Consider the following 21,105-nt stretch of genomic DNA (forward strand, 5'->3'; position numbering starts at 1 on the left):
TACCTCACTTTTTAAGATGTCAAGTGTTCTATTTGTTTAATCCAGCCCAAAACTTTCGCTAAGTTTACGTCATGCCTTCAAGTTTTTCAGCTTCTTTCAATCTGACAGATAAGACTTGGGAGACGCCTGATTCTTGCATGGTCACTCCATAAATACTATCAGCTGCTGCCATCGTTCCCTTACGGTGGGTCACCACGATGAACTGACTAGACTTATCAAAGCGATTGAGGTAGTCACCAAAACGTTTGACATTAGCTTCATCAAGTGCTGCCTCAACCTCATCCAAAATCACAAATGGAATGGTCTTTACACGAATAATCGCAAAGAGTAAGGCTAGGGCTGATAAGGCTTTTTCACCACCCGACATAAGGTTCAGAGACTGGATTTTTTTACCAGGAGGTTGCACCGAAATCTCAACACCTGCCAAGAGCAAATCACCATCGGTCAGGATCAGGTCCGCGGATCCGCCTCCAAACATTTGAGTAAAGGTCTCTTTAAAAGACGTTCGAATGGCTTCAAAGGTAGTCTTAAAGCGGCTGGTTACCTCCTCATTCATCTCTGAGATGGTCTCTAAAAGAAGGGCTTTAGCCTTATCTAAGTCTGCTTTTTGGCTAGTCATAAAGTCTAGGCGCTGCCCTACCTCATTGTACTGATCAACAGCATCCAAATTGACTGGCCCTAAGGCTTTTATAGCTTTTTGCAAATCCTTTAAAACTAGCTTGGCTTGATGGACATTATCAAGAGGGTTTACCTGATCCATGGCTTCTGAAAATGAGAGTTGATAGCCATCCACCAAATCTTGTGCCAAAGCCTGTAGTTTTTGCTTGGCCTGCTTGGTTTGACCATCAAGCTCTGCTTGGCGACGGATAAGACGCTCATTGTGCTGGCTTAATTGTCGCAACTGCTCAGCAATATCCTCTCCCTGCGCCTCCACGTCCTCTAATTCAAAGCGCAAGCGAATCTGTTGTTGCTCCAGCTCAGTCTTTCGCTCCTTGGCTTCTGCTAGTTGAGCCTGCCATTCTGGGATACATTGGCTGTCTAAAGCATCATGGTGGTGAGCTAGGGCGTACTGTAGTTGCTCCGCTAACTGCTTGGCCTGGCTTAACTCTTTTTGGTACTTAGCTAAATCTCTACGGAGATATTGCTTGTCAGCCTCTAGCTCTCGTTCAGTTAGTTTTAAATCGGACAAGCGTTGTTCCAAAGATTGACGTTTGGTGTCAATGTTAGCCTTATCCGCCTTGATGGCCTCAATATCCTGAGTGATCTGATCCTTCCGCAAATGAATGCTTGCTAAGGTTGCCTGTAATTCTTTTTTGAGGTCCTGATGGTGTCCAAGAGAATTGTCCTGATAATTAGCGCGTTTGGCTTCATAGAGTTTATTGAGATCAGCAAGCTGATTAGCTGCCTGCTCATAAGCAAAGGTTGCTTGTTGCTCAGCAAGTCTAGCCTCCTCACCATCTCGTTTTAGCACTTCTAATTGCTCCCTGGCATGGTCCAAGGTCATCTTTAACTGGCCTAGCTGTTCTTCTTCTTTTTTGATTACTAAGGACAGCTGAGCTATTTCAGCATCTAATTGCTCCAACTCTGGCTTTACAAAAGTGGTGTTTTTCTGCCGATTAGCACCGCCTGCAAAAGAACCACCTGGACGCAACTCTGTCCCATCAAGGGTTACCATACGCACCTGAAACTGCAAGGCACGCGCAGCCTGATTAGCATGATCAATGTTATCAAAAATCGCTGTCGTCCCCAAAAGATTGCCCATAATATGCTGCAAACGATGATCATAACTGGCCAGATCTCTAGCCAAACCAAGAAAGCCAACTTGTTGGGGTAATTTGGTCATCAAAGCAGGCTTCAACTGCCGTTCTTTGATTGTGGTTAGGGGTAGAAAGGTTGCCCGACCATGACGGCCTTCTTTTAAAAAGTTAATGGCTTTTTTAGCAGTCGTCTCATTCTCGACAATGATATGCTGGGCTGAACCACCCAAAACAATCTCCATGGCCACTTGATGCTCTGCTTGAAAATGCAAATGCTCACTAACAGCGCCAATGATTCCTCCAATAGACTGACTGTTTTGCAAAACAGCCTTAACGCCAGCAAAAAACTGGCTGTGATTTTTTTGGATGGCCTCTAAGCTATGACGACGAGCTGTCTTACTTTTAAGATGATCATACTGGTCAAATAAGGACGCTTGCTGATTTTGGTAAGTTTTCTCAGACGTTGTCACGAACTGCCACTGCTTTTGATACTCATCTAACAAGGTTTTAACAGCCGCTTTGGCAGCTTCCAAATGCTCCAATTTTTCCTTGGCGGAGTCAGTCATGCTAGCGTGACGTTCTTTTAAGTCTGCTAATTCCGCCTGAGTTTGTTGAGATTGTTGTTGTTCTTGTAACAGACGATTTTCCAAAGACGTCAACTGATTGCTGGTATCTGCTTCTTGACTCATCAGATTCACGAACTGCTCACGCAACCCTTCAATAATTTGATCAGGAGATTGCTTAAAGTCTTGTCGTTGAGCATCCAACTGCTTGATCTCTAGGCTTTTCTCCTGACAATCTGTCAAAACTGTGGCAAGCTTTTCCTGCAAATCCTCGACGGAGGTTTCCAAATGGCTAACCAACTCCTCTTGTTCACCCAAGCGTTCCTTTAAGTCCGTCTCTTTTTCTTGAGACTGCGATTGCCGCAGTTGATTGACTTGGATTTGTTTTTCCAAGTCTGCCATCAAGCTCGTTAAAGCAACCAAATCATCTTGCAAGCGCTGAGAATCCTGAGATAGCTGATGACGTTTGCTTGTTAAAGACTGATTCGAGTCTTCCAGTTTTTGGCGTTCCTGATAGTAGTGCTCTAAGTCACACCCAGCCTGATTAAGCTCATCACTTAGGGCTTTTAGCCTTTCCTTACCAGTTGTAATATCATAGACAAGGACTTGTAAATGGAGCTTTTTACGGTCATCTTCTAATGCTAAAAATTGCTTAGCGGTCTGTGCTTGCTTTTCTAAAGGACGAATTTGCTGCTCTAACTCGTAAATAATATCTTCTAGGCGGTTGAGATTGTCCTGGGTTTGATCGAGTTTGGTTTCGGTTTCTTTCTTGCGCGTTTTGTATTTTAAAACCCCAGCAGCCTCTTCAAAAATCGCTCGACGATCCTCAGCCTTGCTGTTAAAGATGGCTTCGACACGTCCTTGTGAAATGATTGAAAAAGAATCACGGCCTAAACCAGTATCCATGAAAAGGCTATGAATGTCACGAAGACGTACCTTTTTGCCTTCAATCAGGTAGTCACTATCACCATTACGATAGATATGCCGCTCCACCGACAGTTGCTCTGGCGCATCCTTGATAAAACCGTCGCTATTATCAAGGGTCACACGAACCTGAGCGTAGTTGAGAGGACGACGTGTCTCTGTCCCTGCAAAGATGACATCTGGCATTTTGCCACCACGTAGACTTTTGGCAGATGATTCTCCCAAAGCCCAACGCAAACTCTCCGTAATATTGGACTTGCCAGAGCCGTTAGGACCAACAACTGCGGTCACACCTTGATCAAATGTGATTTTGGTCTTATCCGCAAAGGATTTAAACCCTTGAATTTCAATTTCTTTTAAATGCATCTTAATCCTCACCCAGTTGATGAAGCGCTTTTTGGGCTGCCTCTTGCTCTGCCATTTTTTTAGAGCGCCCTCTTCCCTTACTCAATTCTTTCCCATCAGCCAGCACACGAATCTCAAACCATTTGGCATGTGCAGGCCCTTCTTCACCAATGACCTCATAGCAAATAGCAATGTCACCATCGGCCTGCAAGGCCTCTTGAAGAGCTGTTTTATAATCTTTGACCCGCTCGTATTGACCCTTTTCCACCTTAGGAATCATGACCAAATAAAGAAATGCTTTAACAGCCTCAATCCCCTGATCTAAGAGAAGTGCCCCAAGAAACGCCTCAAAAAGATCACCAAGAATGGTCTCACGCTGACGACCGCCTGACTTTTCTTCACCCTTGCCTAATTTGATAAAAGCATCAAAACCACAAGCCCTAGAAAATCCCGCTAAACTCTCCTCACGAACAATCATTGAGCGTTGTTTTGATAGGTCTCCTTCTGGCTTATTAGGATACTTATGATACAAATAATCTGAAATAATCAACTGTAGAACGGCGTCTCCTAAAAACTCCAAACGTTCATTGTGTGAAATCTTTAAGAGGCGATGCTCATTAGCATACGAGGTGTGTGTAAAAGCAGTATCAAGCAAACTCTCATCTGCAAATACAATGTGAAAATGAGACGCTAACGTCGCTTTTAATGTCTCTAATGGTGCCATAGTCTACTCCTTTTTATATCTCTCAAAACCAGTAGCTTATCCTTCAAACATAGACCCAACCATCAGGCCATCTACAATTATTTTTTGAAAATACTAGCGATCACATTACTGATGATGGCTATTGACACACCAAAAGCCCAAGATGGAAAATGATGCTATTCTCATCATTTTAACCTTTAGCCTGCCATCAGCTCGCTGGTCAAATGACAAATCATCAAATACCATTGAACAGCTTATCAAACCAATCCTCACCAAACATCACTCTAAATGAGGTAACAAAACCTAAGAACTAAAAGTCATCAAGGCAAGCCAAAGAGATTGCCTTGTGATGTTTACAAGGTATCAATGCTCCAAATCACTGGTGATGAGAGCCTAGGTTTATTATATCAAAAAAGCCCAGCTTATTATAGCTAGACTATTGAACAATGCCTTAAATAACTGTCAATGGTGTCGCTGTATCTGGTGAGGTATCCAAAACCTTGAAATCATGATTGACCCCTAAATCAGCCTGCTCTAGTTGAGAGACCATGGTCATGTGTGCTAACTCTTTCAGGTTATTTTCCTGACTCAAATGCCCTAAGTATATTTTTTTCGTCCGCTGCCCAAGAGTGTCAATCATGGCCTGAGCCCCAGCTTCATTAGACAAATGCCCAAGATCAGAAAGAATCCTTTGCTTGGTTTTCCACGGGTAAGAACCAGCTCGTAAAATGTCAACATCATGATTAGACTCAATCAGATAAGCATCCGCATCTGCGACCATTCCTGCTAATCGATCACTGACATAGCCTGTATCTGTTAACATGACAAAGCTCTTATCATCCTTCATCAAGCGATAAAATTGCGGGTCAGCAGCATCATGACTGACACCAAATGACTCGATATCAATATCGCCAAAGGTCAAGATCTTTTCTCGAGCAAAAAGATGCTTTTGGCTATGATCAATCTTGCCAAGCATCTGACGAGCATCCATAACCTCCCAGGTCTTCTCATTGGCATAAATATCCAAATGATATTTCCGAGCTAGAACACCGACGCCCTTGATATGATCTGAGTGCTCATGTGTAATCAATATGGCATCCAGGTCCTCAGGGCGTCGACCAATTTCAGCCAAAAGGCTGGTGATTTTCTTGCCCGTCAAGCCAGCATCAATCAAAAGACGCTTCTTTGGCGTTTCCACATAAAAGGCATTTCCTGTTGAACCGGACGCTAAAATGCTGTACTTAAATCCTTTGTCACTCACTTTGGTCTGCTGTTTCCTCCCATTCTTCGTCTACTTCGATACTATTTTTGTCATACGGTAAGACTATCGTAAAGGTTGACCCCTTACCATACTCACTCTTAGCCCAAATAAACCCCTTATGCTGCTTGACAATCTCCTTGGTAATAGCAAGACCAAGACCTGTACCACCCTGAGCTCGACTTCTAGCCTTATCCACTCGGTAAAAACGATCAAAGATTAGAGGCAAATCTTTTTTAGGAATCCCTAAGCCTTGATCAGAGACCGAAACAATCAACTGGGTTTCTGTCGTACGCATATTGACCGCAATCTCACCACCATCAGGGGAATACTTGATGGCATTATTTAAGATGTTATCAAAAACCTGTGTCATCTTGTCATTATCAATTTCAATCCAGACAGGACTTAAATCATACTGACGCTTGATGGCATAAGTCTTGCCGGCGTGTGTCTCTTGCAACTTGATACGATCAAAACGATTGAGAATATAGGTCATAAAAGCTGTAAAGTTAGTCATCTCAACTTCTAATTCGCTGTTGTTATTATCAATACGCGACAAGGATAATAGATCTGCAATCATGCGCATCATACGATTGGTCTCATCCAAGGATACCCTGATAAAACCAGGAGCCACAGACTCTTTCAGGGCCCCCTCATCCAAGGCTTCAAGATAGGACTTAACTGAGGTTAAAGGTGTACGCAATTCATGACTAACATTGGACACAAAAAGACGGCGCTCACGCTCTTCTTTCTCCTGCTCCGTCGTATCATGAAGAACAGCAACTAAGCCTGCAACAAAGCCACTTTCTCTCCTAATCAGAGCAAAGTTAACCCTCAACACGGTAAATTCTCCAAAGTCATTCACACGATTAAGGGTCACTTCTGGTGTCTTACTGATTAAGTCATGATAGGTATAAGCAGTCTCTTCCAAAAGCGTCATGATATTGATGGCCACATCACCCTCGTCAGACAAATTTAACTGCTGACGCGCCATATCATTGATCATGATGATATTTCCCCGACGATCCGTTGCCAAGACCCCATCACTCATATAAGACAAGATACTAGACAAACGATTTTTTTCTTGCCCTAAATGTTCATGCGTCAAGCGAAAGACCTCGGATAAGTCATTCAAGTGACCCGCCAAATCCTTGACCTCAACGGAACCTTTTGTCACTTGGTTGACCACATATTCGCCTGAAATCAAGGCTTGCACCTGTTCCGTTAATTGCTGTAGGCGGCGACTATTCAAGGTATCTCGGATGATTAAAAAAACATAAATCAGGACTAAAACGAACATTAGTCCTGCGATGATCATATCTCTAAAAGATAAAAAAGTGAAACTAATCATGGGCTTTCATAAAGTACCCCACTCCACGGCGAGTGAGAATGTATTCTGGACGGCTTGGTGTGGTCTCAATTTTTTCACGAAGGCGACGAATGGTAACATCCACCGTACGGACATCGCCAAAATAATCATAACCCCAAACCGTTTCAAGCAAGTGTTCACGTGTCATCACCTGACCGATATGCTGTGCCAAATGATAGAGCAGTTCAAACTCACGGTGGGTCAACTCCACTTCGTCACCATTTTTTTTGGCAATAAAGGCCTCTGGTAAAATAGTGAGATTTCCAATGGTCAACTCAGTTGGTGAAGACTGTAGAGACTCTTCAGCCACCGTTTCGATGGTTTCAATACGACGTAGTTGTGCCTTGACACGCGCTAGCAGTTCACGATTAGAAAAGGGTTTTGTTACATAATCATCTGCTCCAATTTCTAAGCCAATCACCTTGTCAAATTCAGAATCTTTAGCTGATAGCATGATAATTGGGGTATGACTTGTTTTTCGGATTTCTTTGGCAACTTCAAGACCATCAATACCTGGTAACATCAAATCTAGAATAACCAAGTCAGGCTTTATGGCCTCAAATTGTTGAACAGCCTCATGACCATCAAAGGCTGTCTCAATCTTATAACCTTCTTTGCTAAGGTTAAATTTGATAATATCTGAAATCGGTCTTTCATCATCAACCACAAGAATTGTTTTCATTTGGACACCTACCTTTTCTTAATTATACCAAAATTTCTCTTAAATGAGAAATATGTCGCGTGCTTAGCCACTCATTCAAAACAATTCAAAAGCCCCCAAAGTCGTTTCTGACTTTGGAGGCTTGAGTCATTGCTATTAACTTTAATAAAATTCTGCAAGCTTTTTAAACGATACCTTGTGCAGACATGGCTTCTGCAACTTTCAAGAACCCTGCGATGTTGGCACCAACAACAAGATTACCTTTAGCATCAAAAGCTTCGGCTGCTTCTGCCGAGTGATGATAAATGTCTGTCATGATCTCTTTTAGTTTACCATCCACTTCTTCGAATGACCAAGCTGTTCGGCTACTATTTTGTGCCATTTCAAGAGCTGATACAGCCACACCCCCAGCATTGGCAGCTTTTGCTGGACCAAAAGCAACACCAGCCTCATGGAAGGCTGCAACAGCCTTGAGGGTTGATGGCATATTTGCCCCTTCTGCAACAGCGCTGACTCCATTAGTAATTAAGGCCTTGGCATCGTCTTCGTTTAACTCATTTTGAGTAGCACACGGAAAGGCTAAATCAGCTTTGATGGTCCAAATCGAGTCTCCGCCAGCAGGTGTAAAGACAGCATCTGAATGGGTGTCCACATAGGCACTGATACGTGCACGTTTGACTTCTTTTAAATCTTTGAGGAGGTCAAGATCAATGCCTGCCTCATGGTAAACATAACCTGATGAGTCCGAAACAGCCACTACTTTAGCACCTAGCTCATGTAATTTCTCAGTCGCATAGATAGCCACATTACCAGATCCTGAGACGATAGCTGTCTTACCAGCCAACTCTTGACCACGAGATTTTAGCATTTGCTCAGCAAAATAAACCACACCATAACCAGTTGCCTCTGTACGAGCTAATGAGCCACCATAAGTCAGTCCTTTACCTGTCAGCACACCATTCTCATAGCCCTTAAGACGCTTGTACTGACCAAATAAGTAGCCAATCTCACGTCCACCGACACCAATATCACCAGCTGGCACATCAGTGTCTGGTCCAATATGCTTATGCAATTCCGTCATGAAACTTTGTGTAAAACGCATAATTTCAAGATCTGATTTGCCCTTAGGATCAAAGTTAGATCCCCCCTTACCACCGCCGATAGGCTGACCAGTCAAAGAGTTTTTAAAGATTTGCTCAAATCCAAGAAACTTCACGATGGATTGATTGACAGACGGGTGGAAGCGAAGCCCACCTTTGTAAGGACCGATAGCTGATGAAAACTGCACTCGGTAACCACGATTAACCCGAACCTGTCCCTTATCATCAACCCAGGGAACACGGAAAGAAACAATGCGCTCAGGCTCTACCAGACGCTCCAAGAGATTTTCCTCAATATACTGCGGATACTGATCAAAAACAGGCACTAAGGAATCAAAAACTTCCTCGACTGCTTGTAAAAACTCTTCCTCATGAGCATTTTGCTCCTTGACTTTTTCAAAAACACTAGCAACATAGGCTTTTCCTGATACCATATACTTATCCTTTCAAAATGATAATTTTAGTTACTTAAGTAGTATAAATTTTCTGAATTTTCCTGTCAAGTGTTTGCCTTCATTTTTTATCTGAACACTCAGCTTGGTGATAAAAACCAAGAGCTAACAAAGGATAGCTAGGCCGTCCTTATAACCTTTAATGAAAAGCTACTGATAGTCTTGAGCAAACAAAAAGCCAGAGTGAAAAAACTCTAGCTTTTTTGATGATTTTAAAAGGATGAACCTTTAGGCTCATCTCACTATGGTCACTTTCTTACTTAGACAATCGAATAACTTCAATCTTGTAGTCATCTGGGTCTTTAACAAAATAATAATGCGGGTCTTGTCCTGGAAGACCTTTTAAGTCTGTGACCTCAAAACCAGCTGCCTTGTGCTCATCATGCGTTTTTTCTAAATCATCAACACCTACAGCTAAGTGACCATAACCATCACCAATATCATAAGGCCCATGGTCATAATTATAGGTCAACTCAATCTCAAAACTTTCATCAGGGGTTTTGAGAAAAACCAAGGTAAATTTGTGATCTGGAAAGTCTTTACGACGGACTTCTGACAGTGGAAAAGCCTTGGTGTAAAAAGCAATAGAAGCCTCCAAATCTTGGACACGAATACAAGTATGTAACATTTTCATAACAATAACCTCCTAGTTAGTAGTGTAATCGTTTTTACAGTTTTTAGCAACTATTTAGAAACATAAGTTAATTTCCGAAAAAAATTTGAGACCTCATCGCTAAAGCAATCAAAACCGGTTTGAGAAAATCTTTTTATCCAAAAAAGCATCCTATCATGGTTGTTAAAGACCTGAAGGATGCCTGGTATTGATAGTGAGACCTTTTGCTAAACCTTATGCTTTAGTGACATTAGTTTACTTCTGGTACTTTAACATCACCCGCGACAATAGCTTTTTTCGCATCTTCAACAGCTTTTTTGCCGTCCTCTGATAAACCAGTCATGGCAAGACCAACACCGTCTTCTTTCAAACCAAATACAGATAACTTACCACCTGGGAATTTACCGTCTTTTGTTTGTTTTGTAACGATTTGAAGGGCTTTACCAACTTGCTTGATCGTTGATGCTAGCACAAAGTTTGCTTTTTTACCATCTTTTGAGGTGTATTCTCCCTCATCGCTTTGATCACGGTCAGCACCGATAACCCAAACTTTGTCAGCTTCGTCACGTGTTTCATTTTCTAGTTTTGCTTCGTTGAAAACCCCTGCTCCTGTACCACCAGCAGCATGGAAGATAACATCTGCTCCTGCACCATATTGCGCAGCTGCGATGGTTTTGCCTTTAGCAGCATCTGCAAATGAACCCGCATAAGCAATGTCAATCTTGATGGTCTCATCAACAGACTTCACACCTGCCTCAAAACCTTTTTCAAAGCGTTTGATGACAGAGACTTCCATACCACCCACAAAGCCGACATGTTTGGTCTTTGTCGCCTTAGCTGCTGCAACACCCGCTAGATAAGAGGCTTCATTGTCTCCAAAAGTAATGCTTGCCACATTATCCTTACCTTCAACAACAGCATCCACAAGAGCATACTTAGTATCAGGATTATCAGCTGATACCTTATCAATAGCATCTTGAAGATTAAAACCAATTCCAAAAATCAAATTGTAACCACTTGATACAACAGTATCTAAGTTTGTCGCATACTCTGATTCTGTCGATGATTGCCAGTAGTCGAATCCCTCACCTTTTTTCAAACCATTTTCTTTACCCCAGGCTTGAAGACCTTCCCAAGCTGACTGGTTAAAAGATTTGTCATCAATACCGCCTTGGTCAGTGACCATAGCGACTTTCAAATCAGACGATGATGACTGACTTTTCTCAGAACGGTTGCTACATGCACCAAGTGCTAATACTGCCGCTGAAGCTAGACCAACTGTTACAAGTTTTTTGTTCATGATAAATGAATCTCCCTAATCGTTTTGCCAATCAAATGGCCTTATTGTTTTAGACTACTAGCATAACAAGCTTATGTTGTTTTTGCAACGTTTTTTGAAAAATAATATCGTGATGTTCGGATTTTAAAGAAATATTGTGATTTTCACTCTTGATTAGAATAGTATTCCAAAGAAAAAAGGTTTTTTTTATAATGAGCTAACCATACTAGAAGTGTTTTGAAGTTGTTTTTTCTAAAGTAAGAACCTTAACTTGTCACATGGCTAATGAAAAACAAGAACAATTATGCTAGAATAGATTGACTAGAGTCCATGTGACGTAAAAAAGGAAGGTAATCATGACTGACGTCTCACTTTTAAATGAGGTTCAAAAAATTATTGTTCTTGACTACGGTAGCCAGTACAATCAGTTGATTGCACGTCGTATTCGTGAATTTGGCGTGTTCTCAGAACTAAAAAGCCATAAGATCACTGCTGCGGAAATCCGTGACATCAATCCCATCGGTATCGTCTTATCTGGGGGACCTAATTCGGTTTATGCTGATGAGGCTTTTGGGATTGATGAGGCTATTTTGACACTAGGTATCCCTATTTTAGGCATTTGCTATGGAATGCAACTCATCACTCATACACTTGGGGGGAAAGTCGTGCCTGCAGGTGAGGCCGGCAATCGTGAATACGGACAATCTCAACTGCGTTTAACAGCCAAATCACCACTTTTCTCAAATACACCAGACAAGCAACTAGTCTTGATGAGCCACGGTGATGCTGTTACTGAAATCCCTGATGGTTTTGAAGCTGTTGGGGACTCTATTGATTGCCCCTACGCTGCCATGGAAAATCCTGACAAACAAATCTACGGCATCCAATTTCACCCAGAAGTTAGGCATTCAGAGTACGGCAACGATATGCTACGTAACTTCGCCATGAATATCTGTGGGGCTAGAGGCGACTGGTCAATGGATAATTTCATTGATATGGCCGTGGAAAAAATCCGTCAAACGGTTGGCGATAAAAAAGTACTTCTTGGCCTTTCAGGTGGAGTGGACTCATCTGTTGTTGGCGTTCTTCTTCAAAAAGCTATTGGCGATCAGCTAACCTGTATCTTTGTCGATCACGGGCTGCTTCGTCAAAATGAAGGCGATCAAGTAATGGATATGCTTGGTGGCAAGTTTGGTCTCAATATCATCCGTGTTGATGCTGCTAAACGTTTCTTAGACCTTCTTGTTGATGTTGAAGATCCAGAAAAGAAACGTAAAATCATTGGTAACGAGTTTGTCTATGTCTTTGATGATGAGGCAAGTAAACTTAAAGGCGTAGACTTCCTAGCACAAGGAACACTCTATACCGATATTATCGAGTCTGGGACAGAGACAGCTCAAACCATCAAATCACATCACAACGTTGGTGGTCTTCCAGAAGATATGCAATTCCAGCTGATTGAACCCCTAAGCACACTTTTCAAGGATGAAGTACGTGCTCTTGGAACTGCTCTTGGAATGCCAGATGAAGTGGTCTGGCGTCAGCCCTTCCCTGGACCAGGACTAGCCATTCGTGTCATGGGAGCAATCACTGAAGAAAAATTACAAACCGTCCGCGAATCTGATGCCATTCTGCGTGAGGAAATCGCTAAAGCTGGACTAGACCGTGATGTTTGGCAATACTTCACCGTCAATACAGGCGTTCGTTCTGTCGGTGTTATGGGTGATGGACGTACTTATGATTACACGATTGCCATTCGTGCCATCACTTCTATTGATGGGATGACCGCTGACTTTGCCCAATTACCTTGGGAAGTTCTCAAAAAAATCTCAACACGCATCGTCAACGAAGTAGACCACGTCAACCGTATCGTCTACGACATTACAAGCAAACCACCCGCAACCGTTGAGTGGGAATAATAGCTAAGAGTAACTTTGGCTAAAAATTCTTGATTTAAGAGCATTTTAACAACTGTATAAAGTATTAAAATGAGATAAATTGGTTTGAACCATCTCCAAAGAAGTCCTTTAAGGGCTTCTTTTTTGTATCCTTATTTGAATTAAGGATAGGACATCGATGAACGTAACCGCCCAATAACGGAGTATATTGGGCGGTTACAATAAACATTAAAAAACATCTCATAGCCGTTCAAATAGGTATCACAATAAAGTGACTTATTTACCAGTATGAACATCTCTCAAATAATGCCAAGAAAAACAAAAAGACCTTGCTCCTCTTGAAATGAGGAACAAGGCTCTTGCTTTATGTTTGATGCTGTCATTGTCAACTTGACAGAAAATCGGTTAACTAGTCGATAGTGACATATTCGTTTTGTTCGCCGTTTCTTACTTTACTGTACGAATACGCATGGTGTTAGTTCCTCCTGAACCAACAGGGACACCTGCAACGATAACAATGTTATCCCCTGACTGGACAAGACCTGTCTCAAGAGCTACCTTTTCAGCTAGTTCAAACATGTCATCTGTCGAGTTTGGTTTATTGGTCAATACTGGAATCACACCCCAATACATCATCAACGCACGCTCTACTTTTTCATCGAAAGTCACTGCTAAAATATCAGCATCTGGACGGAATTTTGAAATAGCACGCGCTGTGTTACCAGATTCAGTGATCGTAACAACAAGTTTGATATCCATTGAATGTGACGCATCTTTAACAGCCGAAGCAACAGCGTCTGTCTTATTATTGCGTGGGAATGCTGATGAATCCAAACGACCGTATTCGTTCAGAAGGTCTTGGGCATTTCTATCAATAGTAGCCATTGTTCTAACAGCTTCAACAGGGTATTTACCATTAGCCGATTCACCTGAGAGCATGGTAGCATCTGTACCATCAATAACTGCGTTGAAAACATCTGATACTTCTGAACGCGTTGCACGCGGCTTATCAGTCATTGTTTCTAACATGTTGGTTGCTGTGATGACAGCTTTACCAGCAGCATTGACTTTGGTGATAATCATTTTTTGGAATACTGGCACCATCTCAAACGGTACTTCAATCCCCATATCACCACGAGCAATCATGATACCATCAGCAGCTTCGATGATTTCATCAATATTATCAATCCCTTGTTGGTTTTCGATTTTAGCGAATAATTGAACGTGTTCATTACCTGTTTCTTTACAGATGGCACGTACTTCTTCAACGTCTTTGGCTGTACGAACAAATGAGATCGCAATGAAGTTAAGACCTTGCTCAAGACCAAAGCGAATATCAGCATTATCACGTTCTGCAAGTGCTGGGAATGGAATTTTGGTATTAGGGATGTTCACACCTTTTTGTTTGGCAATAATACCGTCATTTTCAACTTCCACAACAAACTCACGTTTCGCGATATCTTTTTCAATCACGCGCAAACCAAGTTTCCCATCATCGATAAGTATGGTATTGCCAACAGAAACTTCCTCGTAAATGTCCAATGCACCTGCAACGTTAAGAGCGATGATATCTCTTGTTGATTTTTGACCTTGGATAGTAGCCACACGGATTTTTTCACCTGTTAGATACAAGAACTCTTTAGCATCATTCTCAAAAAGTTCTGTACGCATCTCAGGGCCTTTGGTATCCAAAAGGAAACCAACTTTTTGACGTGCTAGTTCTTCAGCACGACGTACTGTTGCCATACGTGCGCCTTGCTCTGCGTGATCACCGTGTGAGAAGTTGAAACGAAAAACATTGGCCCCAGCCTCAATCAACTCAGCGATTTTAGCTGCAGAACTTTCAACATCAAGTTGCTCTCCCCAGTAACCATCTTCACCAAAACGCTTACCACCTCGGATTTCAACTGCCGGACCTAATGTTGCAACGATTTTCACTCGTTTATTCATCATGATATCTAAACTCCCTTTATTTTTGTCAATGATTGACGTTTACTTTAATTTGATAGCTATTTTTCAGAGATTAGTTTGCCAAATCTCTGTTTAATTGTGCAAAGTCCAAACGTGCTTTATGTGGATTATTGACCACAATCTTATCACCTTCAAGTGTGAACAAAGCACCCTCGTCAGCACTGCCTAGGATTGGGCTTTCTACTAAGGCTTCTTTATGGATACCAACAGCAAGACCACCACGGCCTTCTTTGAGAAGTTCGACAGCTCGCGCTCCCATCCATGACGCTAGAACACGGTCACGCGCCGTCGGCGCACCGCCACGAAGAAGATGTCCTAAATTGGTCACACGAAGGTCTGACTGATCGCCTGCTTCTTTTAACTTAGCAGCAAATGCTTCACCTCTCATAACACCTTCAGCAAGAACGATGATATGGTGTTTTTTCTTACGGCGATAACCGTCTTTGATTTTAGCAACGACAGTATCAATATCATAATCTTCCTCTGGAATAATGATTTGATCTGCACCTGATGCAATACCAGACCACAAAGCGATATCTCCAGCATTACGTCCCATAACCTCAACAACAAAAGTACGGTCATGAGATGCCGAAGTATCACGAATACGGTCAAGAGCTTCGGTAGCTGTGCTCACAGCAGTGTCAAAACCAATCGTGTAATCTGTTCCAACAATATCATTATCAATTGTTCCAGGAAGTCCAATAGCTGGAAAACCATGCTCTGTCAAGCGCATAGCACCATGGTAAGAACCGTCACCACCAATAACAACAATACCTTCAATACCATGTTTCTTTAATTGTTCAATCCCTTTGAGCTGGCCCTCAAGAGTGGCAAACTCTGGATAGCGAGCAGATTGTAAAAAGGTTCCGCCATTAGAGAGAATATTAGCAACCGAACTGGCTTCGAGTTGAAAAATATCCCCATCGACCATACCAGCATAACCTCGATTGATACCAAAAATTTCCATTCCTTCTGTAATGGCTTTACGCGCTACTGCACGAACAGCAGCATTCATACCAGGAGCGTCACCACCACTAGTTAAAACAGCAATACGTTTCATTTTGCATGTTACTCCTTTACATTTTTAACTTCTTCATTATAGCATATTTAGCCTTAAAACGGGAGGTTTTCGCTGATTATTTACCGAAAAACCGTTTTCATGACATAAGGACTGAGCCTCGTTTCAAGTTCTTGTGATTTTTTGACAAAGTAAATTTTACTTTGAATGGTTTCGTGACTGTCTTGATAATGAAGGACAACAGGTATCGAACCAGGATAATCTTTTAGGATTTCTGCAATAAGATGGTCATGCTCATGGTTTTGGATTTGAAGCCAACACTTTTCAGTGCTAACCAATTCAATATCATTCAAGACCAGTTGAACCCGTCCATCACGTTCTTGTGTGCGCCCTGTAAAGTAATAAATGCCTTCTTCTTTGAGATGAACAGATAAATGATGATAGGTTTCTGGAAATAGAGTCACATCTAGGTCATGTTCGGTATCAGTTACCCTCAAAAAAGCCATCTGCTGACCACTTGATTTTGTTCTGATCACTTTGATAGCCTCAATTTGCGCCAAGATAGTAACGTTTTGGTTAGCAATCAGATGAGAAATGTTATCAAAGGCACGAGAGCTATTTGCCATCAATTCTTTTAAAGGATGAGGGCTGATGCCAACGCCTAATATAGCCAGTTCTTGACGGTATTTTTCAGCATTAGAATAATCATCTACCGCTATCCAACTATAGGAGGATTCGGCAAATAAACTGCCTAATTCTTGCACAAATAACAACAACGGCTCTAGGTTAACTTCAATTTGGCGACGATTTTTTTCAAAACCATCAAATAGACCTGCTTGGATGAGTGGTAACAGATTATCAGCTTTTTGAAATGGGGCAGGTAAACGCTTTAAAAAATCTTCAATACTGCTAAAAGGTCTCTGCTCAATAATCCAATGAGCTAGCGTTTTGTTGAGACCTTTAAGGTGCTTAAGCCCCAAATAAATCTGACCATTGGCAATATGATCCTTATAAGGGATATGATTGATGGATGGTTTGGCCAAGGTAAAACCTGCCGTTAAAGCATCACTGAGATAGTCGCTACTAGAGTCATTTAGCATGACATCATAAAAAACAGATGGGTAGTGGGTCTTGAAGTAGGCTAATTGAAAGGCAAGGGCAGCATAAGCAAAGGCATGACTTCTATTAAAGCCATAGCCAGCAAACTTAGCCATCATCTCAAATAAACGCTGGGCAGTTTTGGGATCTCTCCCTAGTTCTGATGCGCCATTTAAAAAATCAGCCTTCATTTTTTGCATCTCAGTCGCATCTTTTTTAGACATGGCACGGCGTAGCATATCTGCCTTACCAAGAGTAAATCCTGAAAACACTTGTGCAATCTGCATGACTTGCTCTTGATAAAGCATGATACCAAATGTTGGCTCTAAAATAGGAGCCACTACAGGATCTATCAAGTCAATCGGTTCTTTGCCATATTTTCGAGCAATGAAATTATCGATGTAATCACTGGCACCAGGACGATTAAGACTGGTCGTTGCGACAACCTCCTCAAATCGAGTTGGCTTAATGCGCTTTAGAAGGTTAATCGCTCCTGCCTGCTCAAATTGAAAAATGCCCTTGGTTCGTCCTGCTGCAAAGAGTTTTAAGGTTTCTGGGTCTTCTAAATCAATCGCTTCAATCATGATATCTTGCCCCAACTCAGAAGCTACCGTTTCCTTCATTTTTTGAACAAAAGTCAGATTACGTAAGCCCAGAAAATCCATTTTCAATAGACCATTGGCTTCAACCGCTGCTGCGTCGTACTGCGTAATCATCATCTCATCACCAGATTTTAAAGGAATATGGTCTGTCAATAAGTCATCGCTCATCACCACTCCAGCGGCATGAATGGAAGTCTGTCGCGGATTACCCTCAATACGTTTAGCAATCTCAAAAGCCCTCTGGTACTCAGGTTTGCTGTTGATGATCTGCCTAAAAGATAGATTTTTCTCATAAACACTTGATAGATTATCACGAAATGAAATTTTTTTAGTAATCGTTGTCAGCTCATGTTCAGCCGCCCCAAAACGCTTAAAAACATCTCTGATAGCCTGTTTTGCCCCGAATGTCGAGAAGGTCACAATCTGCGCAGTATGATTTGAGCCGTATCTGTCACGGACATAATGCAAAAACTCACTCCGATAAATATCTGGAAGATCAATGTCAATATCAGGCATACTGTACCTTTCAGTATTTAAGAAACGCTCAAACAGTAAGTCATTTTTGAGAGGATCAATCCCTGTAATGGAGAGAGCATAGGCAACTAAGCTACCAGCTGCCGACCCCCGACCCATCCCCATATAATAACCTCTTCTGCGACCAAAAGCTAATAAGTCCCAAACAATTAAGAAATAGTCATCAAACCCCATGTCATGAATAATGGTCAACTCTTTTTCCAGTCTCTCCTGATAAATGGGGGTATCCAAGCCTTTTTCTGCCAAGCCAGCAAAGGTACGCTCCCTCAGCTCAACATGAGCTTCTATAGCACGATTAAATCGTGGCAATTTTAGATTGGTATCAAAAGTATACCTTATATGTTCTATTTGTTTGACTAATTGAGTGGTAATTCCAGGAAAACGCTCTTCAAAGGCTTTTGTCATGGTTTGAGCATCAGCTAAAACAGCCTCTCGTGAGCTTAAAACAACCTCTGTTAAAGGACTATTTGCCTTAATGGCTTGGAGCATTTGAAGGGTTTCGCTATCAGATGACTCAAAAGCCCTGACCTCATGTAGAGGAATAATAGGATGTTGAAAGGCCATTACTGGCGTATCTAAAGACACACCTATCGAAAAAGGTAGGGGTAACTCCAAAGAATCCACCCCATCCTCATAGGGGATGATCAATAGTAGGTCCTCAAAGTAAGGTAACAAATCCTCTAAGTGCCGTTTCCCCGACATAATTTCTGTAGAGAGCTTCATGAGATTTTGATAACCTCTTGATGTTAACGCAACCAAACGAGATTCCAAAGGCTTGTCCTGATAAATCAAAGCAGTAGAAAGACCAACAATAGGTTGGATACCAGCTGCTTGAGACTGTTGAATAAAATGATAGGCTGCATATAAATTATCCCTATCCATAATCCCCAAGCGCGAGTAACCCAATTCCCGCCCTCGAGAAATATAAGCATCAATATCTATCAGACTTTCCATAAAACTATAGACAGTCTTTGTTTCTAAGGGTACAAACATATCCTTCTCCACTATTTTCATCACAACAAATACTAGCAAAAGCCAAAAGAACCCCTCTACCATTTCTGATAAAGGGGACATATGGAGCCGGTGGGAGTCGAACCCACGTCCAAACACCTGCCATCATATTCGTCTACAACCATAGGCTATGCCTTGATTTAGCTTAGTATCGACACATAGCTCAACCCTATACTAAGCGAGTCTATCAATCTCTTTTTAAGTAGCTAGACAATACTTAAACGTAGCTTGTTAACATAAGACTTAGCTAGAAACACAAGCAATTCCAAGCAAGTCACACTCGCTGGTTTTTAGGCAGCTAAAGCGTAAGAAGTGTTATTTTTTGCAGTTATATTTAACTGACGTTTTACATCCGCACGATGAGTCGCAGAATATGCCACATAATGCCTGTCGAATCCGTAACGACCCCAAACAAAGTGATACCCATAGTATATCAAATGTTATTTCAAATAGCAAAAAAAAGTCTGTTATGGTATGATTAAGCTATGGAAATAAAATATAGCGAACGCTACCGATTGTTTCAAAAAATCATTCGACTGATTGGCTTTTTGTGCTTGCTAGCTACAGGTGTCTTGATTCTGTGGTTATATCATATTGGGATATTAAATGACACAAACGTTTTAAAAAAAGTGATTCAAAGACACGACCTTCTAGGCCCTCTCATCTTTATCGCTATTCAAATCATTCAAGTGGTTTTCCCCGTTATTCCAGGTGGTCTCACGACTCTTGTGGGCTTTTGGGTCTTTGGCTGGTGGCAAGGCTTTATCTACAATTACGTTGGCATTATTATTGGAAGTATTATACTATTTCTTTTGGTCAAACAATTTGGTCGAAAATTTATCCTTCTTTTTGTTAAGGAAGATATCTTTTTCAAATACGAGCAAAAGTTAGAAAGTAAGCATTTTGAAAACCTCTTTATCCTAAGCATGCTAGCCCCTGTCTCACCTGCTGATATTATGGTCATGGTTACTGCTTTGACAAGCATAAGCTTAAAACGCTTTATCACTATTATTGTCATCGCCAAACCTTTTTCTATCATCGGTTACAGCGCCCTTTGGATGTTTGGTGGAAATTGGTTAAAAAAATTCTTACGATAAGTTTTAAGGAAAACCCTTTAGCCTTCGTCATCTAGCCCAAATGTAACCCAAGTCAACGCCAATATCTCATCAAACTTTATTACAATAATTATTAAAAGGAATATAGATCATGTTCAAAAAAGTATTACCCTTAGCTACTGTAAGTCTTATGATGTTAAGTCTTTCGGCATGCTCAACCCCAAAAAATGCTTCGGAAAATACTCCAAAAAAAGCTATTAGCTCTCTACAGTCTCAAGCAGAACTTAAGCAGGATCCTCAGGTAAGGCTAAATTTTGATAATATCACAACTGCTACCGTTGAAGATAACTTTAAAGGTGGTTCAACCCTTGATGACATCAAGGCCATATATGGTGAGCCGACTTCTTATGAAACAAAACCAGCAGGTGATGTCACACTTGATGTCTATGTCTGGAAAATTGATGACGTGACCATCAATGCTCAACTTTTTGAAGATAGCACGATTGCCAAAAGCATCTCTAATTTTGCCTTTGACCGCAAAGCAACCATTACCAAAGCTATCTTTGATGACAAACTTTCCAACGATTTAACCTTTAGCCAAGCAACAGACATTCTCGGCTTTCCTGACGTCATGTCTCAATCCGTATCATCAGATGGAGAACACATCCAAGCCCTCTGGTCAAGCAATTTAAAAGGAAACCAAAAAGGCAAACAAATAGAACTTAACTTCAAAAACGGTATTCTAAGCAATAAAACACAACATGGACTAAAAGAGTAAAGAAACGGCCTCAATCAAAACTAAAAGCTCTATAAGACTGTAGTCGATTGATGAAAAGCTAACACCTGGAGAGAACCGAGTTGGTCCTCTCCATTTTTATATTCAAAGCAATGATA

Annotated in this window: 14 protein-coding genes and 1 other RNA gene; 3 read left to right on the forward strand and 12 right to left on the reverse strand. The window is 41.5% G+C overall.

Annotated features, from left to right (window positions below; translation table 11 throughout):
- Positions 1 to 64: 64 nt before the first annotated feature.
- From smc to ACMZ6Z_RS05130, 8 genes are all read right to left on the reverse strand, one after another.
- Positions 65 to 3,610: a chromosome segregation protein SMC gene (gene smc / locus ACMZ6Z_RS05095; protein ID WP_416131526.1), complete on the reverse strand. Its 3,546-nt coding sequence runs from the start codon at positions 3,608 to 3,610 to the stop codon at positions 65 to 67.
- Position 3,611: 1 nt separating this feature from the next.
- Positions 3,612 to 4,313 carry a ribonuclease III gene (gene rnc / locus ACMZ6Z_RS05100; RefSeq protein ID WP_416131527.1) on the reverse strand — a complete coding sequence of 234 codons (702 nt, stop codon included), beginning with the start codon at positions 4,311 to 4,313 and terminating at the stop codon, positions 3,612 to 3,614.
- Positions 4,314 to 4,743: 430 nt separating this feature from the next.
- The gene (locus ACMZ6Z_RS05105) at positions 4,744 to 5,553 is read right to left on the reverse strand and encodes an MBL fold metallo-hydrolase (protein ID WP_416131528.1); all 810 of its coding nucleotides are present in this window, start codon (positions 5,551 to 5,553) and stop codon (positions 4,744 to 4,746) included.
- On the reverse strand, positions 5,546 to 6,901 hold the full coding sequence (gene vicK / locus ACMZ6Z_RS05110; protein ID WP_416131529.1) for a cell wall metabolism sensor histidine kinase VicK: 1,356 nt from the start codon (positions 6,899 to 6,901) through the stop codon (positions 5,546 to 5,548). The genes ACMZ6Z_RS05105 and vicK overlap by 8 nt, the downstream gene beginning before the upstream one ends.
- Positions 6,894 to 7,601 (reverse strand): response regulator YycF, encoded by a 708-nt coding sequence (yycF, locus tag ACMZ6Z_RS05115; RefSeq protein WP_416131530.1) that lies wholly within the window; start codon positions 7,599 to 7,601, stop codon positions 6,894 to 6,896. The genes vicK and yycF overlap by 8 nt, the downstream gene beginning before the upstream one ends.
- Positions 7,602 to 7,764: 163 nt before the next feature.
- A complete protein-coding gene (gene gdhA / locus ACMZ6Z_RS05120) occupies positions 7,765 to 9,114 on the reverse strand; it encodes an NADP-specific glutamate dehydrogenase (protein WP_416131531.1) in 1,350 nt (449 codons plus the stop codon).
- Between the two features lie 274 nt (positions 9,115 to 9,388).
- Positions 9,389 to 9,766, reverse strand: a complete 378-nt coding sequence (locus tag ACMZ6Z_RS05125; RefSeq protein ID WP_416131532.1) for a VOC family protein — start codon at positions 9,764 to 9,766, stop codon at positions 9,389 to 9,391.
- Between the two features lie 229 nt (positions 9,767 to 9,995).
- Positions 9,996 to 11,045, reverse strand: coding sequence for a BMP family lipoprotein (locus ACMZ6Z_RS05130; RefSeq protein WP_416131533.1), 1,050 nt, complete (start codon positions 11,043 to 11,045; stop codon positions 9,996 to 9,998).
- Positions 11,046 to 11,380: 335 nt separating this feature from the next.
- Between ACMZ6Z_RS05130 and guaA the strand changes: the two genes are divergently transcribed.
- Positions 11,381 to 12,943 (forward strand): glutamine-hydrolyzing GMP synthase, encoded by a 1,563-nt coding sequence (gene guaA, locus ACMZ6Z_RS05135; RefSeq protein WP_416131534.1) that lies wholly within the window; start codon positions 11,381 to 11,383, stop codon positions 12,941 to 12,943.
- A gap of 426 nt (positions 12,944 to 13,369) precedes the next feature.
- Here guaA and pyk read toward each other — a convergent pair whose 3' ends face one another.
- From pyk to ssrA, 4 genes are all read right to left on the reverse strand, one after another.
- A complete protein-coding gene (gene pyk / locus ACMZ6Z_RS05140; RefSeq protein ID WP_416131540.1) occupies positions 13,370 to 14,872 on the reverse strand; it encodes a pyruvate kinase in 1,503 nt (500 codons plus the stop codon).
- A 73-nt stretch (positions 14,873 to 14,945) separates the two neighbouring features.
- Positions 14,946 to 15,953, reverse strand: coding sequence for a 6-phosphofructokinase (gene pfkA, locus ACMZ6Z_RS05145; RefSeq protein WP_416131535.1), 1,008 nt, complete (start codon positions 15,951 to 15,953; stop codon positions 14,946 to 14,948).
- Between the two features lie 80 nt (positions 15,954 to 16,033).
- Positions 16,034 to 19,138, reverse strand: a complete 3,105-nt coding sequence (locus tag ACMZ6Z_RS05150; protein ID WP_416131536.1) for a DNA polymerase III subunit alpha — start codon at positions 19,136 to 19,138, stop codon at positions 16,034 to 16,036.
- Between the two features lie 79 nt (positions 19,139 to 19,217).
- Positions 19,218 to 19,565: a transfer-messenger RNA gene (ssrA, locus tag ACMZ6Z_RS05155) on the reverse strand.
- A 76-nt stretch (positions 19,566 to 19,641) separates the two neighbouring features.
- Between ssrA and ACMZ6Z_RS05160 the strand changes: the two genes are divergently transcribed.
- Both ACMZ6Z_RS05160 and ACMZ6Z_RS05165 read left to right on the forward strand, forming a co-directional pair.
- Positions 19,642 to 20,253: a TVP38/TMEM64 family protein gene (locus ACMZ6Z_RS05160; protein ID WP_416131537.1), complete on the forward strand. Its 612-nt coding sequence runs from the start codon at positions 19,642 to 19,644 to the stop codon at positions 20,251 to 20,253.
- Between the two features lie 109 nt (positions 20,254 to 20,362).
- The gene (locus tag ACMZ6Z_RS05165) at positions 20,363 to 20,989 is read left to right on the forward strand and encodes a DUF3862 domain-containing protein (RefSeq protein WP_416131538.1); all 627 of its coding nucleotides are present in this window, start codon (positions 20,363 to 20,365) and stop codon (positions 20,987 to 20,989) included.
- Positions 20,990 to 21,105: the final 116 nt, after the last annotated feature.

This window comes from Streptococcus pluranimalium (assembly GCF_047785705.1).
Taxonomy (GTDB): Bacteria; Bacillota; Bacilli; order Lactobacillales; family Streptococcaceae; genus Streptococcus; species Streptococcus pluranimalium_A.